This window comes from Dokdonia sp. Dokd-P16, from assembly GCF_003095655.1.
In the GTDB taxonomy this organism is placed as follows: domain Bacteria; phylum Bacteroidota; class Bacteroidia; order Flavobacteriales; family Flavobacteriaceae; genus Dokdonia.
The window spans coordinates 1,474,588-1,498,492 of record NZ_CP029151.1 but is presented as its reverse complement, the minus strand read 5'-3'; the positions used below and the strand labels follow the sequence as shown (position 1 = coordinate 1,498,492).

Sequence of the window (23,905 nt, the reverse complement as noted above, 5' to 3'; positions counted from 1 at the left end):
GTTATAGAAATCTTATTTTCTTCAAGTGTGGCGCTGACCGCTTTTTTTTATTGGCTTTTTTTTAGCAACTCTATTAGGCTTTCGCGAAAGCGTAATCTATTTCCTTGAACTTTAGATTGAGCTGATTTTAATATCTTTAAGAAACAAAAACAAGCAACCCCTATGAAACGTCGTTCCTTTCTTCAAAAAAGTGCTGCAGCTAGTGCAGCTTTTACTATCGTTCCTAGCTTTGTGCTAGGCGGAAATCACGTGCCTCCTTCTGATACTTTGTATATAGGAGCAATAGGAGTGGGTGGTCGCGGAGGTGGCGTGGTGAATGATCTTACAAACTATGGTAAAGTGAAGTTTGTGGCGATGTGCGACGTAGATGATAAGATGGGTGCCGCGAGCTATGCCATGCACCCCAAAACCAGAATGTATAGAGACTTTAGAGAGTTATACGATAATCATATAAAGGAAATAGATGCGATAATGGTGGGAACACCAGATCATACGCATGCTACCATCGCATTGCCTTTTATGCGTGAGAATAAACATGCATATGTAGAGAAGCCTCTTACACATAATATTTACGAAGCTCGCTTAATGGCGACAGTGGCTAGACAGCAAGGAATTGTAACCCAAATGGGAAACCAAGGAGCTTCTGGTGATGGAATTAGAGTAGCCCAGGAGTGGATTAACTCCGGAGTTATAGGTACAGTTTCTCGTGTAGATTGCTGGACTAATCGACCGGTGTGGCCGCAAGGATTTAAACACATAACAGAAGGGCACCCAGTACCAAAAAATCTAGATTGGGATTTGTGGTTAGGGCCTGCTTCATACCGTGCTTATAATGAGAATTACCTGCCATTTAAGTGGAGAGGTTTTTGGGATTTTGGTACAGGAGCCATGGGAGATATGGGTTGTCACATTATGGAAACGCCATTCAAAGCCTTAAATCTAGGCTTCCCTTATGAAGCCGAAGCTAGTTGTACGAGTATCTGGTCTGGTGATTTTGTGGAGGCAGATTACCGCGAGGCTTGCCCACCAAGTTCTATTGTAAGATTAAAGTTTGACTCACCTACTCAGGGTGACGTGGGATTAAACTGGTATGATGGTGGAATTATGCCAGATTTACCTAGCGAACTAGGAGAAGGAGAGAAGCCAGGTGATGGCGGTGGTGGTAGCATTTTTTACGGTAGTGATGGGATTATGGTTACAGATACCTATAGTGCAAACCCGAGACTACTACCTAGCGAACGTATGAAAGATATGGCCGCAGTGCCGCAAACACTCAAAAGAGTGACCACTGGTCATGCTGGAGAGTGGGTTGAGGCGTGTATTAATGGTGGTACTACATCATCACCATTTTCTTATGGAGGACAGCTTACGGAGGCTGTCCTTATGGGCAATCTTGCAATTAAAGCTTTCCAATACAAAGAATTGAAAGAAGGCAAAAAATCAGGAGACTGGGATCCGTATAATTATCCTGGACGTCGTACGATTAAGTGGGACGGAGATAATATGCGTGTAACTAATTATGAGGAGGCAAATGCTTGGGTGAAGCGTTACTACCGCGAGGGATGGGAGTTATAATTATTTCATTTAAAAACACAAAAAAATCCGCAATCATACGATTTCGGATTTTTTTATAAGTCCATTCAGCTATTAAAACTCAGCCTTTCTTTTCTCGAGAAATGCCGTTGTTCCTTCTATAAACTGGTCGGTTCCAAAACAACCACCAAATTCTTCAATTTCTGTATCATAACCATCTACACCGTCTTCATAACCTGCATTTACTGCATTAATTGCCGCTGCAATTGCCATAGGTGAGTTGCGCATGATTTTACCTCCTAGCTTCTCTGCGAGTGGTAACAATTCTTCTTGTGCTACGATATGATTGATAAGACCGTACTCTAATGCTGTGTTTGCATCTATCATTCCTGCAGTCATAATCATCTCCATAGCACGTCCTTTACCTACTAGTTGTGGTAAACGTTGTGTACCACCATATCCAGGGATTACTCCTAGGCCTACTTCTGGTAATCCCATACGAGCATTATCACTGGCAATTCTAAAATGTGCCGCCATCGCAAGTTCTAGTCCGCCGCCTAGAGCAAAACCGTTAATAGCCGCGATAACTGGAGTTCCCATATCTGCTACATAATCAAATAGAATTTCTTGTCCTTTACGAGCAAGTTCTGCTCCTTCAGATTCTGAGAAATTTGCAAACTCGGAGATATCTGCACCAGCTACAAAAGCTTTTTCGCCAGAACCGGTTATGATTGCAACGCGTACGGTTGCATCTTCTTCCGCTTTCGCGAAAGCGTTATGAAGTTCTTCAATGGTCTCTTTGTTTAAAGCATTGAGCTTAGACGGACGATTGATTGTGATTGTAGTAATACCGTTTTCTGTAGTTGAAAGAATATTATTGTACATAGTACTATGTTTGTTTTTAATATTGGTTCTTATATAGCCGTAATAGCCATGATTTAAAACTTCTTATTTTGGAAAAACAACCTTAAACACAGTTCCTTTTCCTTCTTGAGAAGTAAAGGTAATACTTCCATTATAGGTCTCCATAATATTTTTTACCATCGCTAGCCCTAGCCCCATTCCGCTAGATTTGGTTGTGAATTTAGGCTCAAATATTTTTACTTCATTCTCTGCCGAAATTCCTATTCCATTATCTGTTACAGTAATCTCAGCCTCTGTTTCTAGTTCTTGTACAGCTACAATAATATTAGGATGCGCTGTAGTCTTAGTTGCTTGTACTGCATTTTTAACCAGATTTGTAACCACGCGAATCAGTTGCGTGCGGTCAAAATTTGTATATAGCTCTTCCTTTTCACTAGAAAAATAGATGTAACGTTCATTAAATATATCTACAGAAAGCTTTACAATATTAGGCACATTGAGAATTTCGCTTTGCTGTGCAGGCATATCTGCAAAGTTTGAAAAAGCACTCGCGATACTACTCATGGTATCAATCTGCTGAATAAGAGTCTTGCTATATTCCTTTATTTTATCGTGTACTTCTGGATCTTCTGGATCAAAGCGGCGCTCAAAACTCTGCACCGTAAGTCGCATAGGAGTGAGCGGATTTTTAATCTCATGTGCCACTTGCTTTGCCATCTCTCTCCAAGCGGCCTCTCGCTCATTCTGGGCAAGTTTTACAGCACTGCCTTCTAGCTCGTCAATCATACGATTGTAAGCATTTACTAGTGTAGTAAGCTCAGATGGCAGAGCAGTAGTATCTATCTTCTCATTTCGTTTATCTAGTTGAGTCGCTTTGATATTATCTTCTACCGTTTTTAAAGTTATAGTGATATATCTAGCCAGAAAATAAGCTAGTAGAATAGCCGTAATAACCATCAATATATTTACTATAACAAGGCGCCATAAAATCTCACGAAGCTCCTTATTGATAAATGCCTCACTATCTTCATACTCTATTTCTAATATGGCAAGGGGCTTATATTTTGGGTCGTTTATATATGAGTATGAAAGCTGCTGTGATACTTCTCCATCTAGCTGATTTACATATCTCTTTTCTTCAGATTCTTCTAAGTTTTGTAGTGTCTCAAGGCACAATTTCTTTTGCTGCGGACTATCAAACAATTGATCTGTAGATGATATTAAAGGTTCTCCTTCTAGATCATACATGGTGATATTCTCTCCTTGGATACTCGCAATTTCATATATTTTTTCTTTAAAAATATATGGGATTTTTTCGGTTTTGAGTTCGTAGCTAGTATTATCTAAGACGAAATCTATGGTCTTTCTTATAGAAGACTCCTTGCGCTCTAATCGCTCCTCATTATAATCTCTTATTTGCTCTTTGTATTGAAAATAAGTAACTCCTGCTATCATTAAAAAAGCAATCAATACCAGCGTGAGCATGGAGGTAAAGATCTTTGTTCCTAGTGAGGTACGATTAAAAGTGAGCATTAAGCATTTGGGTTTTTGTCTTGTATTTTCTTATACAGTTTTATGCCTAACATCAACAATACTGCCAAACCTACGAGGCCTAGCATTCCAAAAATCCAGTTTGTAGTACTTTTTGTGACTGCTAGAAAAACCACTGCAAATAAGATAAGTGTTGCGCCCTCATTCCATAACCTCATTTGGCGTGAAGAATATTTAAATATTCCTTCTTGTAGGCTTTTATGTATGCGCCAACTTTTCCAATGATATAAAAATAGGAGTACTATAAATGCGAGTTTAATATGCATCCACGGAGCGCTAAAAAGCCCTGGATTTATATAAAACATCAAGCTCCCAAAAATTACAGTAAGCACCATAGAAGGTCCTGTAATTATCTTCCAAAGGCGGTGTGCCATTAAGCCAAGTTGCTTGCCAAGTATTTCTTTATCTGGCGATAGTTTTTCACTAGCTTCTATTTGATATACAAACAGACGCGGCATGTAAAAAAGTCCCGCAAACCAGGTGACTACAAATATGATGTGTAGGGATTTGAAATAAAGGTAATATTCTGCCATAATGGTAAAGATACGAAGCAAGTTAAAACAATAAAGGCGCAGAATTTCTTCTGCGCCTTTCCAATAATAAAATTTCTTTATTTACTCCCTTGCATCCTCCACAAAAAGATAATTTAACTTCAAGCTATTAAACTCGTCATTAAACTTAGTTACCTCTGCATCTAGCATGGTATCAAAGGCTTCGAGTTGTGTATTAATTGCTGCTGTAAGTTCATTTTTTACAGCAATATCTTGATCTGTAGGTCCAAAATCTCCCATACCCACAAGACTGTTTAAATGCCCTAGTTTGTTTGTTAATTTAATAGGAAAGTTAAGTGGATCTTGTCCTGAGCGGTTCTTTGTTTGATATAATTCTTTCTCAATCTTACCAAACTCTTCCTGCATTGTTTTTGCTTTCTCACGCAAATCTGCAGTGCGTTCATCGTCTTCGTATTGCGTAGTAAACGACTTGAGTTGATTATTAATTTTCTTAATCTTTTTGATGCTTTGGTGTGCTCTGTCTACAGATTTATTTACATCAGAAATAAAGTCATGTTGCTTTTGCATATCTGCCACTGTAGCTTCTGCATTTGGATTTGCAACTACTTCAAAAGTTTCTGTTTGCACCTCTCCATTTACATTAAGTGACACCTTATAATTCCCAGGAACTGCTTTAGGCCCATCGAGACTTGCCCACCATAGTATCATTTTATCAAGCTTTTCTGCGCCGTCTGTTCTCGTATTCCATGCAAACATATTTCCACCTTTCTTAGCTTTTAGCTTTTCACCTTTTTTCTTAGCTCCTGTGCTATATGACTTGAGCGTATCGCCCGCCATCGTCATATAAGATAGCGTTACGGTATCTTTCTTAGTGTCAAACTCTTTCAAGTTGAAATATGTCATCACACCACCTGGATGGTTAGTTCCAGCTGTAAGGCTTGATTTTCCGCCGTTTCCGCCCATTCTGTAGGTTGGTTTTGGCTTAAATAATTTGTTTGTTCCCGCTTTCGCGAAAGCGGACTGATGCAACATCCCAAGGTCATCTATAATCCAAAGGCTACGTCCTTGTGTTGCTACAATGAGGTTATCATCCTTAATCGTAAGGTCTGTAATAGGAACGATAGGCAGATTGAGTTGGAACGATTTCCAGTTTTTACCATCGTCAAAACTGATGTACATTCCTGTTTCTGTACCTGCGTATAATAACCCCTTTTGCTTAGGATCTTCACGCACTACACGTGTAAAATGCTCTGCTGGAATACCGTTTGTAATCTTTTTCCACGACTTTCCGTAGTCTGTAGTTTTATATAAATAAGGAGCAAAATCACCTAGTTTGTAGCGTGTTCCGGCCACGTAAGCTGTTCCTTCTTCAAAGGCAGATGGCTCTACGCTGTTTATCATCATATTTTTTGGCATCCCTTTAGGCGTTATGTTTTCCCAAGATTGCCCTCCATTACGAGTTACGTGTACGAGACCATCGTCACTACCTACATATAACAGTCCTTCCTTCATAGGAGACTCTGCTGCTGCAAATATGGTACAGTAGTACTCTACAGAGGTATTATCTTGTGTGATAGGCCCTCCAGAAGATTTCATTTTTTCTGGATCGTTAGTCGTAAGATCACCACTTATCACTTCCCAACTTTGACCTTCATTTTCACTTACGTGCACGCTTTGTGAGAATGTGTACAACCTGTTAGGATTATGCTTTGAGAAAATGATAGGGAAATTCCACTGGAAGCGGTATTTCATATCCTCCACACCATGACCCATGGGATTGTCTGGCCATACAGATACGCTACGCACCGTGTTTTTCTCATGGTTTACACGCGTAAGAAATCCGTCGTAACTACCTCCATACACAATCTCATTATTTTCTGGATCTACCGCAATATGTGCCGACTCTCCTCCTGCTGTACTCTCCCAGTCTGTCTCTCCAATAGATCCACCTTCTGTTCTGTGTGGGATACGTATCGTACTATTATCTTGTTGTGCTACATAAATTCTGTACGGAAAAGCATTATCCGTAGTCACACGGTAAAACTGAGCCGTAGGCTGATTCATATACGTACTCCAAGAGCGTCCACCATCATAAGACACTTGCGCGCCACCATCATCACCTATAATCATGCGGTTAGGATCTTCTGGAGCAATCCATAAATCGTGGTGATCTCCGTGCGGTGCGTTATGCGTACTAAAAGTTTTACCTCCATCTGTAGATTTATGGTAACGCACGTTTAATACATACACTGTATTTTCATCCTTAGTATCTGCATATAGACGCGTGTAATACCAAGCACGCTGGCGCAATTTACGCTCATCGTTTATTTTTTTCCAAGTTGTTCCTGCATCTGTAGATGTGTATAAACCACCCTCTTCTTGGTTTTCTACCATTGCATACAGGCGGTTACTGTTTGCTGGAGAAACTGTGATTCCCATAATCCCTAGTATACCTTCGGCAAAACCATCGTTTGTAGAAATCTCTTTCCACGTCTCACCGCTGTCTGTACTTTTCCACACAGCAGATCCATCTCCCCCAGAACTCAAGCTATAAGGTGTTCTGCGGGCATTCCAAGTTGTTGCATATAAGACACGTGGGTTGTTTGGGTCTATAATTAAATCTACAACTCCACTATCTGCATTTGAAAATAATGTTCTTTTCCAAGTCTTCCCTCCATCTGTACTTTTATAAACACCGCGCTCTTGCGTAGGCCTATAGATATTACCTAAAACACCAGCATATACAATATCAGAATTTGTAGGGTGCACACGTATTCTAGGCACGTGACGGCTTTCCTTAAGACCCGACTGTATCCATGTTTTTCCTGCATCTTCAGACTTCCAGATTCCGTATCCAGAAGATACGTTTCCTCTGAGAGTTTTCTCTCCACCACCTACGTAGATAACGTTTGGGTCACTTTTTGAAACCTCAACAGCTCCTATACTTCCTCCAAAATAGCCATCTGAGATATTTTCCCATTCTTTACCACCATCTGTAGTGCGCCACACACCACCACCAGTACTTCCCATATAAAATAGATCTGGTTGTCCCGGTACTCCAGTAACGGCAGCACTTCGACCACCTCGGAAAGGGCCAATGAGTCTATATTCTAAAGCTTCGTAAGTAGAGGGGTCTGGTGTTTGTGCAAACGTATCAAAAGATAATACTGAGCACACCGCCAGTAATAGGTAGCATAATTTTGTCTTCATTTGGATTGTGTTGGTTTTAGCTAAGAAAATTACACAATTCTCTATGAAGTAAGAAGCAAGGATGAATTTTTAACGCTTTTGCGAAAACAAACACCTTATAATCTCTATAGAATTAACGTCATTATTATCATCTCAATAAAGGAAATAGTAAAGCAAGCAATCGTCATCTCGACGAAAGAAGAAATCACACTTCAAGCTGACAAAATCTATAAACATTCAACAGTAACCGCTCACAATTATGTGATTTCTCGTCAAGCTCGAAATGACAAGCGAATGTCATCTCGACGAAGGAGAGATTACACGTCATGGGCAGAAAAGATTCTAAAAATTAGTCCCCATTAACAACTGCTCACGGTTGTGTGGTTTCTCGACAAGTTCAAAATGACAAGCAATCGTCATCTCGACGAAGGAGAGATCACACATCATGCTCAGAAAGATTTTAATAAATAATTCTCACCAGCAACTGCTTACGATTATGAGATTTCTCGGCAAGCTCGAAATGACAAAAATAGGCTTCTTAGCCCGCTTCGATTTTTCGCGAAAGCGTAGTACTTCTACTCCTTTGCTACTGTAAGATTTTTAGTCACATCACGCCTTAAAAAATAGCCTGTAACCACTGTGGATAGTACATCTGCGATAGGAAATGCAATCCAAACACCAAATACTCCTAAGTAATTAGGTAATATCAACACAAGCGGAATTAAGAAAAAACCTTGTTTTGTAAGACTGAGCAATAGCGCAGGAACAGCCTTACCAATCGCTTGAAAATAGACAGCACCTATTAATTGAATCACAATTACCGGAGTGGCAGCAAAAACCCATCTTAAGGCATCTGGTGTGCGATCCATAAGTATATTGTTATCTGCAATGGCCTGAGCATCTGCATGGCTATCACTTATAAACCACGAGACAAAGAAATCTGGAACCACCATAATAATGATAAAAATGGCGAGCGCTAATCCTCCTGCGTAAATGATAGATGTTTTTATGGTTTCTCGCACTCTGTCATATTGGTCTGCGCCATAATTATAACTAGCAATAGGCATAAAACCTTGTGTAACTCCTATCACGGGAAACAGGGCAAACATTAACATCCTGCTTATAATCCCATAACTTGCGACATCTAGGGCGTCTCCATAATTGATAAGGACATTATTAAGTAAAATAGTAAGCACAGATATCACTCCCTGGCGTGCAAGGGTTACTGCGCTAAGCCCTGAGATTTCTGAGACAACTTTCTTTTTAAGTTTGAGACATTCGGCTACGATTCTTAATTCGCTCTTGAAAATGAAAAACCAAACGATAAATGCAAAGCATATAGCATAACTAATGAAAGTTGCCCAGGCGGCACCTTCCATGCCATAACCTAGTACATTTATGAGTACGTAATCCATCCCTATATTACCTATGGCGGGAAGAATCATGGCATACATGGCAAATTTGGGTTTACCCTCTGCTCGTATCACATTGTTACCCATCATACACATTGCGAGCATCACAATACCATAAAGTACAATGCGATAATAGGTGAGCGCCATATCTTTAAATGTGTCATCTGCTCCAAAAAATTCAATGAGCGAATCTTGAAATACAAGCCCTAAGACTGCTAGGAGCCCAGATACTAGAAAGGTAAGTGTGATCTGATTACCAAAAACACGTAGCGCCTTATCATCATCACCAGATCCTAGTGCTCTTGACAGTACAGAACTTCCTCCAATGCCTACAGCTAGCCCTATGGCTGCTATAAAAAAGGTAACGGGTATGACTACTGTAATTGCGGAAATTGCCAGAGGGCCTATCCATCTCCCTACAAAGATGGTATCTACAATCATATTAAGCGACATTACAAGTATTCCTATAGATGCAGGAACAGCTTGCTTAACCAATAGTTTTGAAATGGGCTCTGTGCCTAATGCTGTAGAATTTTTATTTGCCAAGTTAATCTTGAGTTTTAATACTAGTTGCTATGATACAATTAAGATATTATTTAGTCGGTAGTTATCAGTTAATCAAATATATAATGCTTAAATTACATGATATCCCTATTTAAACTGATGTTTTTCAATACATTGAAACCTCCCAAACTAGTGCAACTATGGATGATTTACTACAAAAAAAAGATCTCAATTTTGCTATAATTGAGTTTTACAAAACCTATGTGATTTGTAAAATGAATGAAGGTATCGTTCTAGATGTTCCTAAAGCAATAGCTCTTCATGAGCAATCTCGCCCTTTCTACAACGGTTTAAAATATGGATTCATATTTGACAGGACTATTGATTATACAATTGACCCTATTGTTTATATACAGTGCCCTTATTATGCAGATATAAATGCAATGTTTATAGTTGCAGAAAAAATTGCTACAAAACAAATTGTACAGTTTGAGCAAAACTTCTCAAAGTACAAACTCACTGTTTTTAATACCCTTGAGGAAGCTCAAAAAGAAATAAAGAAAGTGAAATTTGGCGAAAAATCACCACTTACAGAACAACCGTTAGGGTAATTATATCAAGCAAAATTCACTTTCTATTCTTTAAATCATGATTATAGCTTCTATTAAGCTATAGCTTTTCCACTTTCTACAAGTGCCCACTCATTTGCCCATTTGGCAATAAGTGCAGCCCAGTCATCTCGGTCATTTATACAAGGAATGGTATGGAAATCCTTTCCTCCTGCTTCGTGAAAAATCTCTTCACCCTCCATCGCAATTTCTTCTAACGTCTCAAGGCAGTCTGAAACAAATGCTGGTGTAGCAATGGCCATTTTCTTAAATCCTTCTTTCCCCATACGCTCTACAGTACGGTCTGTATAAGGTTGTAACCATGGATCAAAACCTAAACGAGACTGGAAACTAGTTGAAAACTTTAAAGGCTCCCATCCTAGATATTCTCCTACCATTCGGGTAGTTTCATAGCACTGGTGCCTATAGCAAAATTCATGTGCTGCAGACTCAGACATACAGCAAGATCCGTCAATCTTACAGTGTACCTTTGTTACATCGCTTTTACGTATGTGGCGCTCAGGAACCCCGTGATATGAAAATAATACATGCTCATAATCTACACCTTCAAGACTCTCTGCAATTGAATCTCCTAATACTTTGATGTAATCTGCATCCTTGTAAAATGGTTTTACATCAGTTATTTTCATCTTCGGGAAAAACTCAGCTCTTAGCTCCTCTGCAAGCACGGTAATTGTTTCTGTAGTTGCCATGGCATAATGAGGGTAAAGCGGTAATAACATTACCTCATCTACTCCTTGATCATGCAATTTCTGAAGCCCTTCTTTGATAGATAGAGAACCATAGCGCATCGCAATCTCAACAGGAAGTTTTGTATGTTGTTGTACTTTTTTCTGAAGCCGCTGTGTAAGGACTATTAACGGTGATCCTTCATCCCACCATATTTTACTATACGCCTCTGCACTCTTCTTAGGACGTGTATTTAATATGATTCCTTTTACTAGCAATGCGCGTGCTGCATAAGGAACATCAATTACGCGTTCGTCCATTAAGAACTCGCCTAAATATTTTTTTACGTCTTTTGGATCTGTACTATCTGGTGATCCCAGATTTACCATTAAAACTCCTTTGTTCATTTATTCTCAGTTTTTCCTTAACAAAAATACAGTATATCAATCGTATCATCCTCATGTTATCTATAAGACTTTATGATACTGGTATTGTCTTTTTTATGCTTTCGCGAAAGCGTGATAACTTTTACCCTAAGCTCATTAAATATTTCTTTGGCGTAGTACCAAATTTCTTCTTGAATGCCGTAATAAAGTGACTTGCTGTGCTATAGCCTACCTTTAGCCCTACTTCGTTCACATTGTGAGAGCCTGTCTCCAGCAACTGGCGCGCAACTTCCATCTTATAGTCAAACAGAAAACTAAACACAGAATCTCCATAAATCTGCTTGAAGCCTTCCTTAAGTTTATTAAGTGATAAGCCTATTTCATCTGATAGTTCGCTTAGAGTGGGTGGTGCGTCCATTCTCGCAATGATAATTTGCTTAGCACGTTTTATTTTTTGCACATTATCTTCATCTACAAGGAAAGGACATTGCTCAATATCTGCATCTGCTGGACGATTAAAATATAGACTAAGCAGCTCATAAGCCTTTCCCTTAAAATATAGTTTCTGGATAGAAGGATGGAGACTGTAATTCATTAACTGATTAAGCACAATTGCCATACTGGGAGAAATACTACCGTCTTTATAGTATTTACGATCTTTATTTTCATCACTCAAAAAGTGAATGAAACTCGCCTCATTTGAAAATAAGTTGTGAAACTTTTTAATAGACATTAAGAGTGTAACGACCCAAGTTTCTGGTGCTAGCTCTAAATTCATAGGTAAATCTCGCTGAGGATTATAGAGTAATAGTGAGTTTTCTTCTTGTATAGGTAGTTGATAAGCGCCATCATTAAAATTAAAAATAGCTGCACCTTTTAAGCAAAAGTGAAACTGAATGTAACTACTATTTACCGTACGCTCAACTTGCTGTTTTTGAGCAGATTCGTTATCAAATCTTAATATAAAAAAGCCATCTTCTATGAGAGTTTCATTAGTTAGGCTTTCAGCGTTGTTTTTTTGTGATACATCCATAACAAAAGTTATTTTTTTATTTAGAATCACTCTAAATAAATGAAATAGCAAGTGCGTGTACTTTACCGTAAACACTGTGCTTCATGTAAAATTACGCCTTCTATCGTTCATTTTACACCTTGTACGATATAAATGATACCGCTAGCGTTATTTTTTTAAGAAAGTGACTATTACTTTTGCGTCCCTGATAGTATCAGAGGAAATGAATATTTGCTTTTGAAAAGACAACGATTTTACGCCATAGGTATTAGTTACAAAAAAGCCGACGCAACTACGCGCGGTCATTTTGCAATATCTGAAACTGCTCAAGAGGCAATTCTAAAAGGTGCCAAAAATGAAGGAGTAACTGCTCTTACTGTTATTTCTACCTGCAATAGAACAGAGTTATACGGCTTTGCGCCAGACGCAATGACGCTCGTTAAAATTCTCTGCGAGCACACCCACGGAACCATAGAAGAGTTTCTAGACGTAGCATATTTACACAAAGGCGATGATGCGATTGCTCATCTCTTTAAAGTAGGGACTGGCCTTGATAGTCAGATTCTAGGTGACTTTGAAATCATTGGCCAACTCAAAATTGGTTTTAAGCGTGCTAAAAAATTACAGCTTATCAATCCATTTATGGAACGATTAGTAAATGCTGTTATCCAAGCAAGTAAACGTATTAAGAACGAGACAGAAATCTCAAGTGGTGCTACCTCAGTGAGCTTTGCCGCAGTACAATATATTATGGCTCGCGTGCCCTATGTTTCAGACAAGAATATCCTTCTTTTTGGAACTGGAAAAATAGGACGTAATACTTGCGAGAATTTAGTAAAGCATACTAAAAATGAGCATATCACGCTTATTAATAGAACTAAAGAAAAGGCAGAAAAAATTGCAGGTAAATTTAATTTACTTGTAAAGGAATATGCAGATATACAAAGTGAGATTGCACAAACGGACATCCTTGTAGTTGCTACAGGTGCTCAGAAACCTACAATAAGTAAAGAATTACTACACAGTAAAAAGCCTTTACTTATTCTTGATCTCTCTATTCCTAAAAATGTGTCTAATGATGTAGAAGAGCTTGAGAATGTCACGCTCCTCCACTTAGACCAATTATCAAAAATGACAGACGCGACCTTAAAACGTCGCCAGGGTTATATTCCTCAAGCAGAAGCAATCATTGCAGAAATTACAGATGAGTTTAATGTGTGGTTACAAACTAGAAAGTTTGCTCCTACCATGAAAGCTCTCAAAGTGAGACTTCAAGAAGTACAAGCTGCAGAGATTGAAAATGTACGTAAGAAAACGCCAGATTTTAGTGAGGCGAGTGCAACGGCTATGAGTGACAAGATTATTCAAAAAATTACAAATCAGTTTGCGCATCATTTACGCAATGCAAACGGATCTACAGATCAAAGTATAGCACTTATACAATCTATATTTCAACTCGAAAACGACAATGAGTAAAACCATACGAATTGGTACTCGAGATAGCGAACTAGCACTCTGGCAAGCTAAAACCGTGCAATCACAACTAGAAGCAAACGGATACAAAACTGAACTTGTACCGGTAAAATCTACTGGAGATCTTATCTTAGATAAGCCACTCTACGAGCTAGGAATCACAGGTATTTTTACAAAAACCCTAGATGTTGCAATGCTTAACGGCACCGTCGATATTGCTGTACACAGCATGAAAGATGTTCCAACCGCCTTACCTATAGGGATTGTCCAAGCCGCAGTTCTCAAAAGAGCTGCAACCGAAGATATTCTTGTACATAAAGGAGCACCAGACTACAAACAACCTTGCACAATTGCTACGGGAAGTTTAAGAAGACAGGCTCAATGGCTCAATAGATACCCTAACCATCAGACTACAGATTTACGTGGCAATGTAAATACACGACTTCAAAAACTAGAAGATAGTGACTGGACGGGTGCCATATTTGCAAAAGCTGGCTTAGAACGTATTGAGGTACTTCCAGAAAATTACGAAGTACTAGACTGGATGCTTCCTGCACCAGCACAAGGAGCCATGCTCATTGTCGCGATGGAAGAGGATCAGTTTTGTCTAGAGGCATGCGCCACACTAAACCACAAGCCTACAGCTTTGTGCACTTATATAGAACGTGAGTTTTTAAAAACTCTTGAAGGCGGTTGTACCGCTCCTATAGGAGCTCTCGCAGAAGAAATAGGTGACGACATACGATTTAGAGGGGTATTATTTTCTCTCGATGGTGCCACAAAAATTGAAGTAGAGCAGGTAGTTTCAAAAGCAAATGCTGTTGGTTTTGGAACAGATTGTGCCCTTGATATTCTTGATGATGGCGGACGAGAGTTGATGAAGGAGATTAAGAGTAATTTAAAAAAATGACCGTACTATTCACAAAAAAATTAAAGCCTAACCAACGAGAGCTACTTCTCAATGCAGGTTTACAATTTGTGGAATATGATGCGATACGCACACAAGAGGTTGCTTTTACGCTTTCGCGAAAGCATAAAAAAGTAATCATCACTAGTCAAAATGGAGCACGCGCTTTACTTAATAATCTTTCTAGTGAGCAATTAGAAAGTATAAAAAGTTGTTTTGCTGTTGGCGAAAAAACAACAGCGCTTTTAGTCGAAAATGGCATAAAAGTGACAAAAACAGCGCAAAATGGAGAAGAATTGGCTCGTTTTATAGTCGAAAACCATAAAATCGAATCGTTCACTTACTTCTGCGGGAGACAGCGCAGAGATGAGTTACCTACATTACTCAAAGAAAATAATGTAGCGTGTAAAGAAGTAGTGGTTTATGAAACACATCAAATAACACAGTCTTTTGACCGTACATTTGATGGTATATTATTTTTTAGTCCGAGTGGTGTTAACGCTTTCGCGAAAGCGAACAAAAACACACCAGCAATAGACAGTATAGCGTTTTGCATAGGTGAGACCACTGCCACAACGGCAAGATTGCACTTTAAAAAAGTAATCGTATCTGATGCAACAAGCATAGAAAGCACGATTGCAAAGGCGGTGAAAACATTGAAAGAAGAATCTAGAACTTAACTATCTAGAAAAACATAAAATTGTTCCCTCGAGCGCAGTCGAGAGGTTCATTATAAGAGTACAATTAAGTTCTCGACTGCGCTCGAACAGACCTAGAGATATGAGCATAAAAAACGACCTATTTTTAAGAGCACTTAAAGGAGAAACTGTAGACCGCCCACCAGTATGGATGATGCGTCAGGCTGGAAGATACCTTCCAGAATTTATGGAAATTAAAGCAAAGTATGACTTCTTTACACGCTGCCAGACTCCTGAGCTTGCGAGTGAGATTACTGTACAACCTATACGCCGTTATGGGATGGATGCAGCCATTTTATTTTCTGATATTCTAGTGATCCCTCAGGCAATGAATATTGAGGTAGAAATGAAGCCTAATGTAGGGCCGTGGTTACCTAACCCTATACGATCTGCAAAGGATGTGGAGCAAGTAATTGTTCCTGATATCGATGAGACGCTAGGCTATGTGATGGATGCCATTAAAATGACTAAGGAAAAACTCAATGACGAGATTCCGCTTATAGGTTTTGCAGGATCACCGTGGACGATACTATGTTATTGTGTACAAGGTCAAGGGTCAAAAAACTTTGACAAAGCAAAGGAATTTTGTTTTACACAACCGCTAGCAGCTCACGCTTTACTTCAAAAAATCACAGATACTACCATTGCTTACCTCAAGAAAAAGGTGGAAGCAGGTGTAAATGCTGTACAGGTTTTTGATAGCTGGGGAGGGATGCTTTCACCGGTAGATTATCAAGAATTCTCTTGGCAATACATACAGCAAATTATAGACGCTCTTAAAGATGAGGCGCCAATAATTGCTTTTGGGAAAGGATGCTGGTTTGCACTTGATAAAATGGCAAAGTCTGGAGCATCTGCACTGGGCGTAGATTGGACGTGCTCTGCACGCAACGCGCGCTACCTTACTGGTGGTAATATCACGCTGCAAGGTAACTTTGACCCTACTCGATTATTCTCACCTCCTAGCGAGATCAAGAGAATGGTGCACGAGATGATTAATGAATTTGGCAAAGACAAGTACATTGTAAATCTTGGTCACGGTATCTTACCTAACATTCCTATAGAAAATGCAGGTGCATTTATAGAAGCTGTAAAAGAGTATAAAGCATAATGAACGTCTGGGCTGTTGTCAAATCTATGGATTTTAAACAGCTGTGGAGCCTTTTTTGGCTCAGTGCACGCCATCCAAGATTTGTGATTCCTACCATTAAGGGGACTCGCAAAACGGTTGCTATTTGCAATGACTTGTATGGCGAGAAGCAGCATCTCAACGGCCCAGAAAATGCTTTTAGACACGCCTTGTGGAATATGCTTATCGTGCACCTTAGTGTGCAACGAGGCTTGCCGCTGCAGCGATCACTAGCGTGGACAAAACGTTTTACAGACTGGCACGAGGATTTTTCTCCTAACGCACCTTTAGAACGTGCGATGGACTTACATAACAACCGTGTGGGACGTGATCTTATCACAAGCCTTTGCGGGCAAGACGAAGAACAACTGGTGACACAACTGCTGGAGATGGTTCCGCTTTCACGAAAGCGTACTAGCCTAAAAGAAATCAAGCGTTGTGATACGATACTGGTTCACTTAGAGTGATAATTTAACCATATGTAACAGGCTATGGAGGGCAAAACAAATACTTTTGATTATAATTTCTAGTTATGAGAACATTCTACAATAAGCTGAGTTTACGATACACCGCACTTAAAAGGAGCTGGACGCCACAGCAAAATTTATTTTATGGTTTTCTCACGTATGTTTTAGTAGGAACTTTACTCCTGAGCTTGCCTTGGTTACAAAAGACGAGTGCTTCAATATTAGATCATCTTTTTATTGCAACCTCTGCAGTGAGTACTACGGGGCTGGTTACGATGTCTATTTTTGACTCATATAACATAGGAGGACAATTTGTTATAATGGCACTTTTCCAGCTGGGAGGTATAGGTTACTTGACCTTTACTACATTTATGCTGCTATCTACTACCCATAAAATAACACCCTGGCATAAAAGTATTCTCAATACAGAGTTTACATTACCCGTTACTATACGTATCAAAGACTTTTTAAAATCTGTAGTACTGTATACGGTAATAATGGAAGTTCTAGGCGCCATATTATTCTTTATTGCTTTTAAGTCAGATGGTATGGGAACGGGAGAGGCAATCTGGTCATCTATTTTTCATAGTATAAGTGCTTTTTGTACCGCTGGTTTTAGTCTTTTTAATAGTGGATTTACACCTTACGTAGATAATGGACTCATAAACTTTACCATATCAATGCTCGCTATTTGCGGTTCGCTAGGTTTTATAGTGATTACAGACGTGGGCTTATGGATAAAAAACAGAACACACTCGCTTAGCTTTACAACAAAGATTGTCACAATAGGTTCGCTTATACTTCTAGCTTTTGGATACCTGTTTTTTTACTTCTTAGAGCCGTCCATCTCAAGTTTGAGTGGGTCAGCTCGAGTGAGTGCTGCATTTTTTCAATCTATGACCGCGATGACTACAGTAGGTTTTAATACTGTTGACTTTGGTACTTTTATATTACCTATGCTACTAGTAACTATATTTTTGATGTACATAGGCGCCTCTCCTTCTGGTACGGCTGGAGGTATGAAAATTACCACACTTACTGCCGTATTTGCCATAATGCAAAGCCGACTCAAAGGATCTAAAAACATCACCTTCTTAGGAAAACGCATTCCTTATGAGCGACTATACGTAGCAACATCATCTTTTATATTTTATACAACACTTATTTTTGTAGGGACGTTTGTACTAACCTTCTCAGAAGATTTTGATTTTGAAAATATTTTATTTGAAGTTGCCTCTGCACTTGGTACTGTGGGTGTGAGTACTGGGATTACTGGAGATTTAAGCAGTATAGGTAAGATTATTATCATAATCCTTATGTTTATAGGTCGACTAGGTGTACTTACCTTTGGCCTCGCCATTTGGTCAAAAGGAATCACAAAGGAAGACAGAGAAATTCTCAAAGAAGATATAGCAGTATAATATGATAAAAGGCATCTTAAACGGACTACAAACGTATAAATCGTCTTTTGGGTTAATCTCAAAGTTGGGGCTTTGGAAGTATTTTGCCATCCCCATGGTTATCAGTCTTATTACTGCCTCGATGATTGCGGCATCTGCCTGGGGCTTTTCTGATAATATAGGGCACTGGGTAGAGCAAATCTGGCCCTGGGAAACGGGAAGACACGCCTTTTTTATTTTTGCAGAGATTGTGAGTGCACTGCTTATCATTGCCATAGGTCTTATTTTATATAAGCACATTATTATGGCACTAAGTGCGCCATTTATGAGCCCAGTTTCAGAAAAAATAGAGGCTCACCTTAAAGGAGAAAATCACACCCACAGAGACACCTCAAATACTGAACAACTTATACGAGGTATACGCATAAACGTGCGTAACTTGGGACTAGAATTGCTTATCACGCTACCTATCTTACTGCTCAATTTTATCCCAATTATAGGAAGTATTGCTGCCACTATTTTACTATTTCTTACACAAGCTTACTACGCAGGTTTTGGTAATATGGACTATACACTAGAACGTCATTTTAAGTATAGAGAAAGCGTAGATTTTATAAAAAGAAACAAGGGTCAAGCCATAGGTAACGGTATTGTATTTATGCTGTTTCTTATCATCCCACTTGTGGGAATTATACTCGTTTTACCCATATCTGTAACTGCAGCAACGGTGCAAACCATAAAATTGCTTGACAAGGACCATCACACTAGCCTGACTGCATAGGTCACCACCTAAAAAAACATATAATGAAAGATCAATTTGTAAACTACATACTAAATCTTCAAGATCTAATTACTGCCACACTAGAGCAACTAGATGGTAAGGCCAGCTTTCAAGAAGATAACTGGAAACGTCCAGAAGGTGGTGGTGGTCGCACGCGCGTCATTGAAAACGGCAATATCTTCGAAAAAGGCGGTGTAAACACTTCACAAGTTCACGGCGAACTTCCGAAGGCGATGCAACAATATTTTGGCGTAGAAGATGCAAATTTCTTTGCCTGCGGCCTATCACTGGTCTTGCACCCTACAAGCCCAATGGTGCCTACGGTACACGCAAACTGGCGTTACTTTGAGATGTATGATAAAGAAGGAAACATTGTAGACCAATGGTTTGGTGGAGGGCAAGACCTCACTCCTTATTACCTTTTTGATGAAGATGCTACTCATTTTCACCAGACGTGCAAAACTGCTTGCGATAAACATGATGCAGACTTTTATCCTAAATATAAAGCACGTTGTGATGAGTATTTTTACAACGCACACCGTAATGAAGGTCGCGGTATAGGAGGCTTGTTTTTTGATTATTGCAAAGCTACCGAAGAGCGTTCTATGCAAGACTGGTACAATTTTGTAACCACTGTGGGCGACAGTTTCTTAGAGGCGTATGTCCCTATTGTGGAGCGTAGAAAAGACACCGCTTTTGCGAAAGAACAAAAAGACTGGCAAGAAGTACGCCGTGGTCGTTACGTAGAATTTAACCTCGTACACGATAAAGGAACCCTTTTTGGTCTAAAAACAAATGGCCGTATTGAAAGTATCTTAATGAGCCTACCACCCGTAGTACAGTGGAAATATGATCACCACCCAGCACCAGGAAGCGAGGAAGAACGATTAATTAAAGTGTTGCAGGAGCCGAAGGAGTGGGTTTCTTAAACACCGAAACTACTTATTGGTCATAAATTACCGTGTGTGACTTATGACCAATGAATCTTCACTTTTTCGCGAAAGCGAAAAACCTCTTACCTCCAGATAGCACAAGTCTTGGTCTTAAGACCATTCTCGGTATTCAAGTAATGAAAACGTGCTTTAAGTAATTGCTTCCTGCCGTCTCGTGTTCTTGTAAAAGTCAGTCGTGCGTCATCACTCACAAAAATCTCCCAGTACTTGAAAAACAAGGCAGCATCTTTCTTACTGGCTGTAAATATAGACGGGACGCTGTAGTAATTTGCAAGTCCAAATTTCTCTTGAAACCAACCGGACTGCTCAATCATATAGCGTGCATTATATACGGGTTCTAGAAGTTCTTGCAGGCAGGTTACAAAAAGTATTTCCTCCTTTGCGGTGGCGCCTGTGAGAAAACAAGCAATCTCCCCATTAGGTAAATACTCTACGCCGAGCTTCATTTGCTGTAGTTGGGTGGTGATTAATAATTGCTCACGCAGTGACTTTAATACTACTTGCCCCATTTTATACACTTGCTTATCGATACGACCAAATTTAAGGTACTTCACGATAGCCTTATATGTTTTGGGCGCCAGTACGAGCACAATAGAACCTAAGGTGGCATATATAAAAAACAGCATTCCTTTAGAAAAATAGCTTCCTACATTATTAATTATCACCTCTGGAATGGTCATAGTAATAACAGCTCCTAGCTGCAAGAAACTATATTTTACAGCATCTTTGTAATAGACCTTTTGCGTTTCGGCTTCTTTCTTCTTGCTACTTGGGCTAAAATCAAACTTTAGTTCTCGCACAAGTAGCTTTCCAGTCCCTATAGCTTTATTCCAGCGCTCTTTAATATGGCTTCTGTTTACTGCTAGCTGGAGCATTTTTTCATTAATCGTCTCCTTGTTGATTGTGGTTGTAGGCAGTGCAAACCGGTCGGCGCCATTTTCTATAAAAGGATCATTTTCTAGAGAGACTCCGCAAAAGGCGTCAAAACGTTTTACAAGTTTTGCCACATCTTCACCACCACCATCAATGGTAGGATCTATACACGCAAGGTGCCAGATAGAAGCTACTTTATCTGGATTACCAGATTGCACGCGTATCGCACGACCGCGCATCTGGTTAGACATCACAAAAGAACTCACGTAGGAACCAAGTACCAATGTATTAATAGCGGGAGCATCCCATCCTTCTCCTAGCAAGGCAGCGGTGCCTACCAGAATTTGTATGTGACCATCTGTAAATAACTGAGTAATTACACTCACAATAATGCTCTTTGCTCGTTCCTTTGTTTTTACAATGATAAACTCCGTTCCATCAAGAGGTGTAATGGTATAATCATCATTAGAAAGTACTTTGATGATTTCGCTTTCTAAGCGTTTATGCACAATAACAAGTGTACCCGTGAGAACAGCTAGTTTTTCTAATTTGCTTACTCCGTGTAAATCTTCAGTTTTTTTTGATAGTGAATGTCGCAGGTGATGAAAAATTGGAACAACACCAAGTTTATTTACATCTGCCAGATCATCGTTTACGCTTTCTAAGAATTCCTTGCGTACATAATCCGTGAGGATTACTGCACGTAGATCTTCACCCATTCCTTGGGATTCAAAATCTATAATCTCGCAAATACTTTTAAGCTTATTAGGACTTTGCGCAAGTGATTTATAAAGCTGGCGCTCTCCTTTAAAGTTCACCCGGTTATTGTCAAAGGCACCTACCCTACGCAACTGCTTTTCTACATCCAGCAGCATCTCTTCGTCTTCTATAAATAGTTCTCTATCTGTAACGAGTATAGGTTGTAATAATCGCTCTGCCCATTCTTGATTAAAAAGTGGCAATTGAGCTTTCTCGGTGTCTACTCCTAGTACCTCTATTTTCTCTTTTGGAATCTCATGACCACGTGCTTGAAGATATACGAGAATGGCAACGTAAAAATCTGGTTTTTCATAGATAGGATCAAGTAATCCATCTGTCAAAGTATACAAAGTATGTTCTAAAACGAACGTTCCAAAGTTATCATTTTCTACTAACGAATCAATGAAAACCTTTGATTTTACTCGGTACTTGAGAATGTATTGAATTTGTGCTTCGTCTGGTTCGGAGAAATAAATGTAATCTTGATGCGCGCATAGATTTCCTTCTCTTACTAATTCTGGAACGCTTATTTCAATATCTATCGGGCCGCATAATTGGAAATATTTGGCTATTTCTCGTTGCTCACTATCATAAGGTGGTGTGGCGGTCAACGCAGTGAGTGTTCCCTCTAGTTTTTTGAGGGCAAAAAGTGGTTTCCACCACTCGTTTTTAAGGTGATGTGCTTCATCTAATACAATATGTTTGATGCCCGCTTCCGCGAAAAAAGCTACCAGCCGACTCATATCACCTTCCATTTCATTTTTTGAAAAAGCATGTAATGATTGGTAAGTTGCAAAAGTGATGTGTGCAGGCTCTTTTATATTTCGCGAAAGCGGAATAGTACAATCTTCCTCGCTCACAAAGCACTCAAACATACGTTGTTCCCACTGGTTTCTGATTGTAATTGTAGGTGCAAGCACAAGCGTTTTCTCATTTACACGGCGCATCATCTCGAGCCCAAGCACTGTTTTACCAGACCCTGGAGGTGCAACTACATGCAAATGATTATCTAAAGCATGACTTTTAAAATCCTTTAAAAATCGCTCCTGATAGGTGCGCCACGGGTATATGAAATGAAAGGCTTCTTTAAGCAAAGGGAGTGGTAAATTAATTGGTAAATTTGTTTAAATATAAGGCACACAATTCGAAGTACGAACGACTATTTGTAAAAGAGTTGTGACCACCTAACTAGACGATTATAAATCTATATACCTCTTTTTATGCTACGCAGAAATCGCAGACTACGCACCTCAGAAGCTATACGCTCACTAGTGCGCGAGACATACATCACTCCTAATGATTTTATTGTACCACTCTTTGTTGTGGAAGGAAAAGGTGTAAAAGAAGAAATAAACTCTATGCCTGGATATTATAGGTATAGCCTTGAACTCATAGAAAAAGAAGTTAAAGAGTTGTGGTCAATGGGATTAAAATCTGTATTGCTTTTTGTAAAAGTGCCAGACAACCTTAAAGACAACTCTGGAACAGAAGCACTCAATAGTGACGGGCTCATGCAACGTGCTATTAAAACAGTAAAAAATGCATGCCCAGAAATGGTAGTGATGACAGATGTGGCACTAGATCCTTATTCTTCTTTTGGCCACGATGGGATTGTAGGTAACGGAGAGATAATAAATGATGATACCGCCGCTGTTCTTGCCGAAATGGGATTAAGCCACGCTCGCGCTGGTGCAGATATTCTCGCGCCAAGTGATATGATGGACGGTCGTATTTTTGAAATGCGCACATTGCTAGAAGATGAAGGTTTTTATAACACTGGCATTATGAGCTATAGTGCAAAGTATGCAAGTTCCTTTTATGGCCCTTTCCGTGATGCACTGGATAGTGCCCCTGTTGATCTCAAAGATGTTCCAAAGGATAAGAAAACATATCAGATGGACTTTGCAAATCGTGATGAGGCGATTAAAGAAACGCTCATGGATATAGAAGAAGGGGCAGATATCGTGATGGTAAAACCAGGATTATGCTACCTAGATATTGTGCGTGATTTGCGAGAAGCAGTAAATGTGCCTATTGCCGTATATCAAGTGAGTGGTGAGTATGCAATGCTCAAAGCCGCTGCCGAAAAAGGTTGGTTAGATCACGATAGCGTGATGATGGAACAAGTAATTGCCATTAAACGTGCAGGGGCAACTATGATGGCAAGTTACTTTGCAAAGGATGTCGTGAAGTTGATAAGTTAA

Annotated in this window: 19 protein-coding genes; 11 read left to right on the top strand and 8 right to left on the bottom strand. The window is 39.5% G+C overall.

Features of this window, described 5'->3' with window-relative positions; genetic code table 11:
• Positions 1-162 precede the first annotated feature (162 nt).
• Positions 163-1,575 (top strand): Gfo/Idh/MocA family protein, encoded by a 1,413-nt coding sequence (locus DCS32_RS06800; protein ID WP_108877577.1) that lies wholly within the window; start codon positions 163-165, stop codon positions 1,573-1,575.
• Positions 1,576-1,647: 72 nt separating this feature from the next.
• Here DCS32_RS06800 and DCS32_RS06795 read toward each other — a convergent pair whose 3' ends face one another.
• The 5 genes from DCS32_RS06795 to DCS32_RS06775 all read right to left on the bottom strand — a co-directional run bounded on the left by DCS32_RS06795 (position 1,648) and on the right by DCS32_RS06775 (position 9,607).
• On the bottom strand, positions 1,648-2,418 hold the full coding sequence (locus tag DCS32_RS06795) for an enoyl-CoA hydratase/isomerase family protein (protein WP_108877576.1): 771 nt from the start codon (positions 2,416-2,418) through the stop codon (positions 1,648-1,650).
• Positions 2,419-2,481: 63 nt separating this feature from the next.
• A complete protein-coding gene (locus DCS32_RS06790) occupies positions 2,482-3,930 on the bottom strand; it encodes a sensor histidine kinase (RefSeq protein WP_108877575.1) in 1,449 nt (482 codons plus the stop codon).
• Entirely contained in the window at positions 3,930-4,481 is a 552-nt protein-coding gene (locus tag DCS32_RS06785) for a CopD family protein (protein WP_108879255.1), read from the bottom strand. Before DCS32_RS06785 ends, DCS32_RS06790 begins: the two co-directional genes overlap by 1 nt.
• An 81-nt stretch (positions 4,482-4,562) precedes the next feature.
• The gene (locus tag DCS32_RS06780; RefSeq protein ID WP_108877574.1) at positions 4,563-7,670 is read right to left on the bottom strand and encodes a VPS10 domain-containing protein; all 3,108 of its coding nucleotides are present in this window, start codon (positions 7,668-7,670) and stop codon (positions 4,563-4,565) included.
• Positions 7,671-8,224: 554 nt separating this feature from the next.
• Positions 8,225-9,607, bottom strand: a complete 1,383-nt coding sequence (locus DCS32_RS06775; protein ID WP_108877573.1) for an MATE family efflux transporter — start codon at positions 9,605-9,607, stop codon at positions 8,225-8,227.
• Between the two features lie 158 nt (positions 9,608-9,765).
• Here DCS32_RS06775 and DCS32_RS06770 point away from each other — a divergent pair, with 158 nt between their 5' ends.
• Positions 9,766-10,176 carry a hypothetical protein gene (locus DCS32_RS06770; protein WP_108877572.1) on the top strand — a complete coding sequence of 137 codons (411 nt, stop codon included), beginning with the start codon at positions 9,766-9,768 and terminating at the stop codon, positions 10,174-10,176.
• Positions 10,177-10,229: 53 nt separating this feature from the next.
• Here the strand turns inward: DCS32_RS06770 and hemH are convergent, their stop codons facing one another.
• Complete coding sequence (gene hemH, locus DCS32_RS06765) at positions 10,230-11,270, bottom strand: ferrochelatase (protein WP_108877571.1); 1,041 nt, start codon at positions 11,268-11,270, stop codon at positions 10,230-10,232.
• A 121-nt stretch (positions 11,271-11,391) separates the two neighbouring features.
• Positions 11,392-12,282 carry a helix-turn-helix transcriptional regulator gene (locus DCS32_RS06760; protein ID WP_108877570.1) on the bottom strand — a complete coding sequence of 297 codons (891 nt, stop codon included), beginning with the start codon at positions 12,280-12,282 and terminating at the stop codon, positions 11,392-11,394.
• A 210-nt stretch (positions 12,283-12,492) separates the two neighbouring features.
• On the opposite strand from DCS32_RS06760, the gene hemA reads away from it, so the two are divergent.
• From hemA to hemF, 8 genes are all read left to right on the top strand, one after another.
• On the top strand, positions 12,493-13,737 hold the full coding sequence (gene hemA / locus DCS32_RS06755; RefSeq protein WP_108877569.1) for a glutamyl-tRNA reductase: 1,245 nt from the start codon (positions 12,493-12,495) through the stop codon (positions 13,735-13,737).
• The gene (gene hemC / locus DCS32_RS06750; RefSeq protein ID WP_108877568.1) at positions 13,730-14,644 is read left to right on the top strand and encodes a hydroxymethylbilane synthase; all 915 of its coding nucleotides are present in this window, start codon (positions 13,730-13,732) and stop codon (positions 14,642-14,644) included. Before hemA ends, hemC begins: the two co-directional genes overlap by 8 nt.
• The gene (locus DCS32_RS06745; protein ID WP_108877567.1) at positions 14,641-15,321 is read left to right on the top strand and encodes a uroporphyrinogen-III synthase; all 681 of its coding nucleotides are present in this window, start codon (positions 14,641-14,643) and stop codon (positions 15,319-15,321) included. The genes hemC and DCS32_RS06745 overlap by 4 nt, the downstream gene beginning before the upstream one ends.
• Positions 15,322-15,421: 100 nt before the next feature.
• Complete coding sequence (gene hemE / locus DCS32_RS06740) at positions 15,422-16,450, top strand: uroporphyrinogen decarboxylase (RefSeq protein WP_108877566.1); 1,029 nt, start codon at positions 15,422-15,424, stop codon at positions 16,448-16,450.
• A gap of 26 nt (positions 16,451-16,476) precedes the next feature.
• Entirely contained in the window at positions 16,477-16,935 is a 459-nt protein-coding gene (locus DCS32_RS06735) for a DUF6973 domain-containing protein (RefSeq protein WP_162533606.1), read from the top strand.
• Positions 16,936-17,000: 65 nt separating this feature from the next.
• Entirely contained in the window at positions 17,001-18,356 is a 1,356-nt protein-coding gene (locus tag DCS32_RS06730; protein WP_108877564.1) for a TrkH family potassium uptake protein, read from the top strand.
• 1 nt (position 18,357) lies between these two features.
• Complete coding sequence (locus DCS32_RS06725) at positions 18,358-19,116, top strand: EI24 domain-containing protein (protein ID WP_108877563.1); 759 nt, start codon at positions 18,358-18,360, stop codon at positions 19,114-19,116.
• A 23-nt stretch (positions 19,117-19,139) separates the two neighbouring features.
• A complete protein-coding gene (gene hemF / locus DCS32_RS06720; RefSeq protein WP_108877562.1) occupies positions 19,140-20,045 on the top strand; it encodes an oxygen-dependent coproporphyrinogen oxidase in 906 nt (301 codons plus the stop codon).
• A gap of 86 nt (positions 20,046-20,131) precedes the next feature.
• Here the strand turns inward: hemF and DCS32_RS06715 are convergent, their stop codons facing one another.
• The gene (locus tag DCS32_RS06715; protein WP_108877561.1) at positions 20,132-22,795 is read right to left on the bottom strand and encodes a DEAD/DEAH box helicase family protein; all 2,664 of its coding nucleotides are present in this window, start codon (positions 22,793-22,795) and stop codon (positions 20,132-20,134) included.
• A 126-nt stretch (positions 22,796-22,921) separates the two neighbouring features.
• On the opposite strand from DCS32_RS06715, the gene hemB reads away from it, so the two are divergent.
• On the top strand, positions 22,922-23,905 hold the full coding sequence (gene hemB, locus DCS32_RS06710) for a porphobilinogen synthase (RefSeq protein WP_108877560.1): 984 nt from the start codon (positions 22,922-22,924) through the stop codon (positions 23,903-23,905).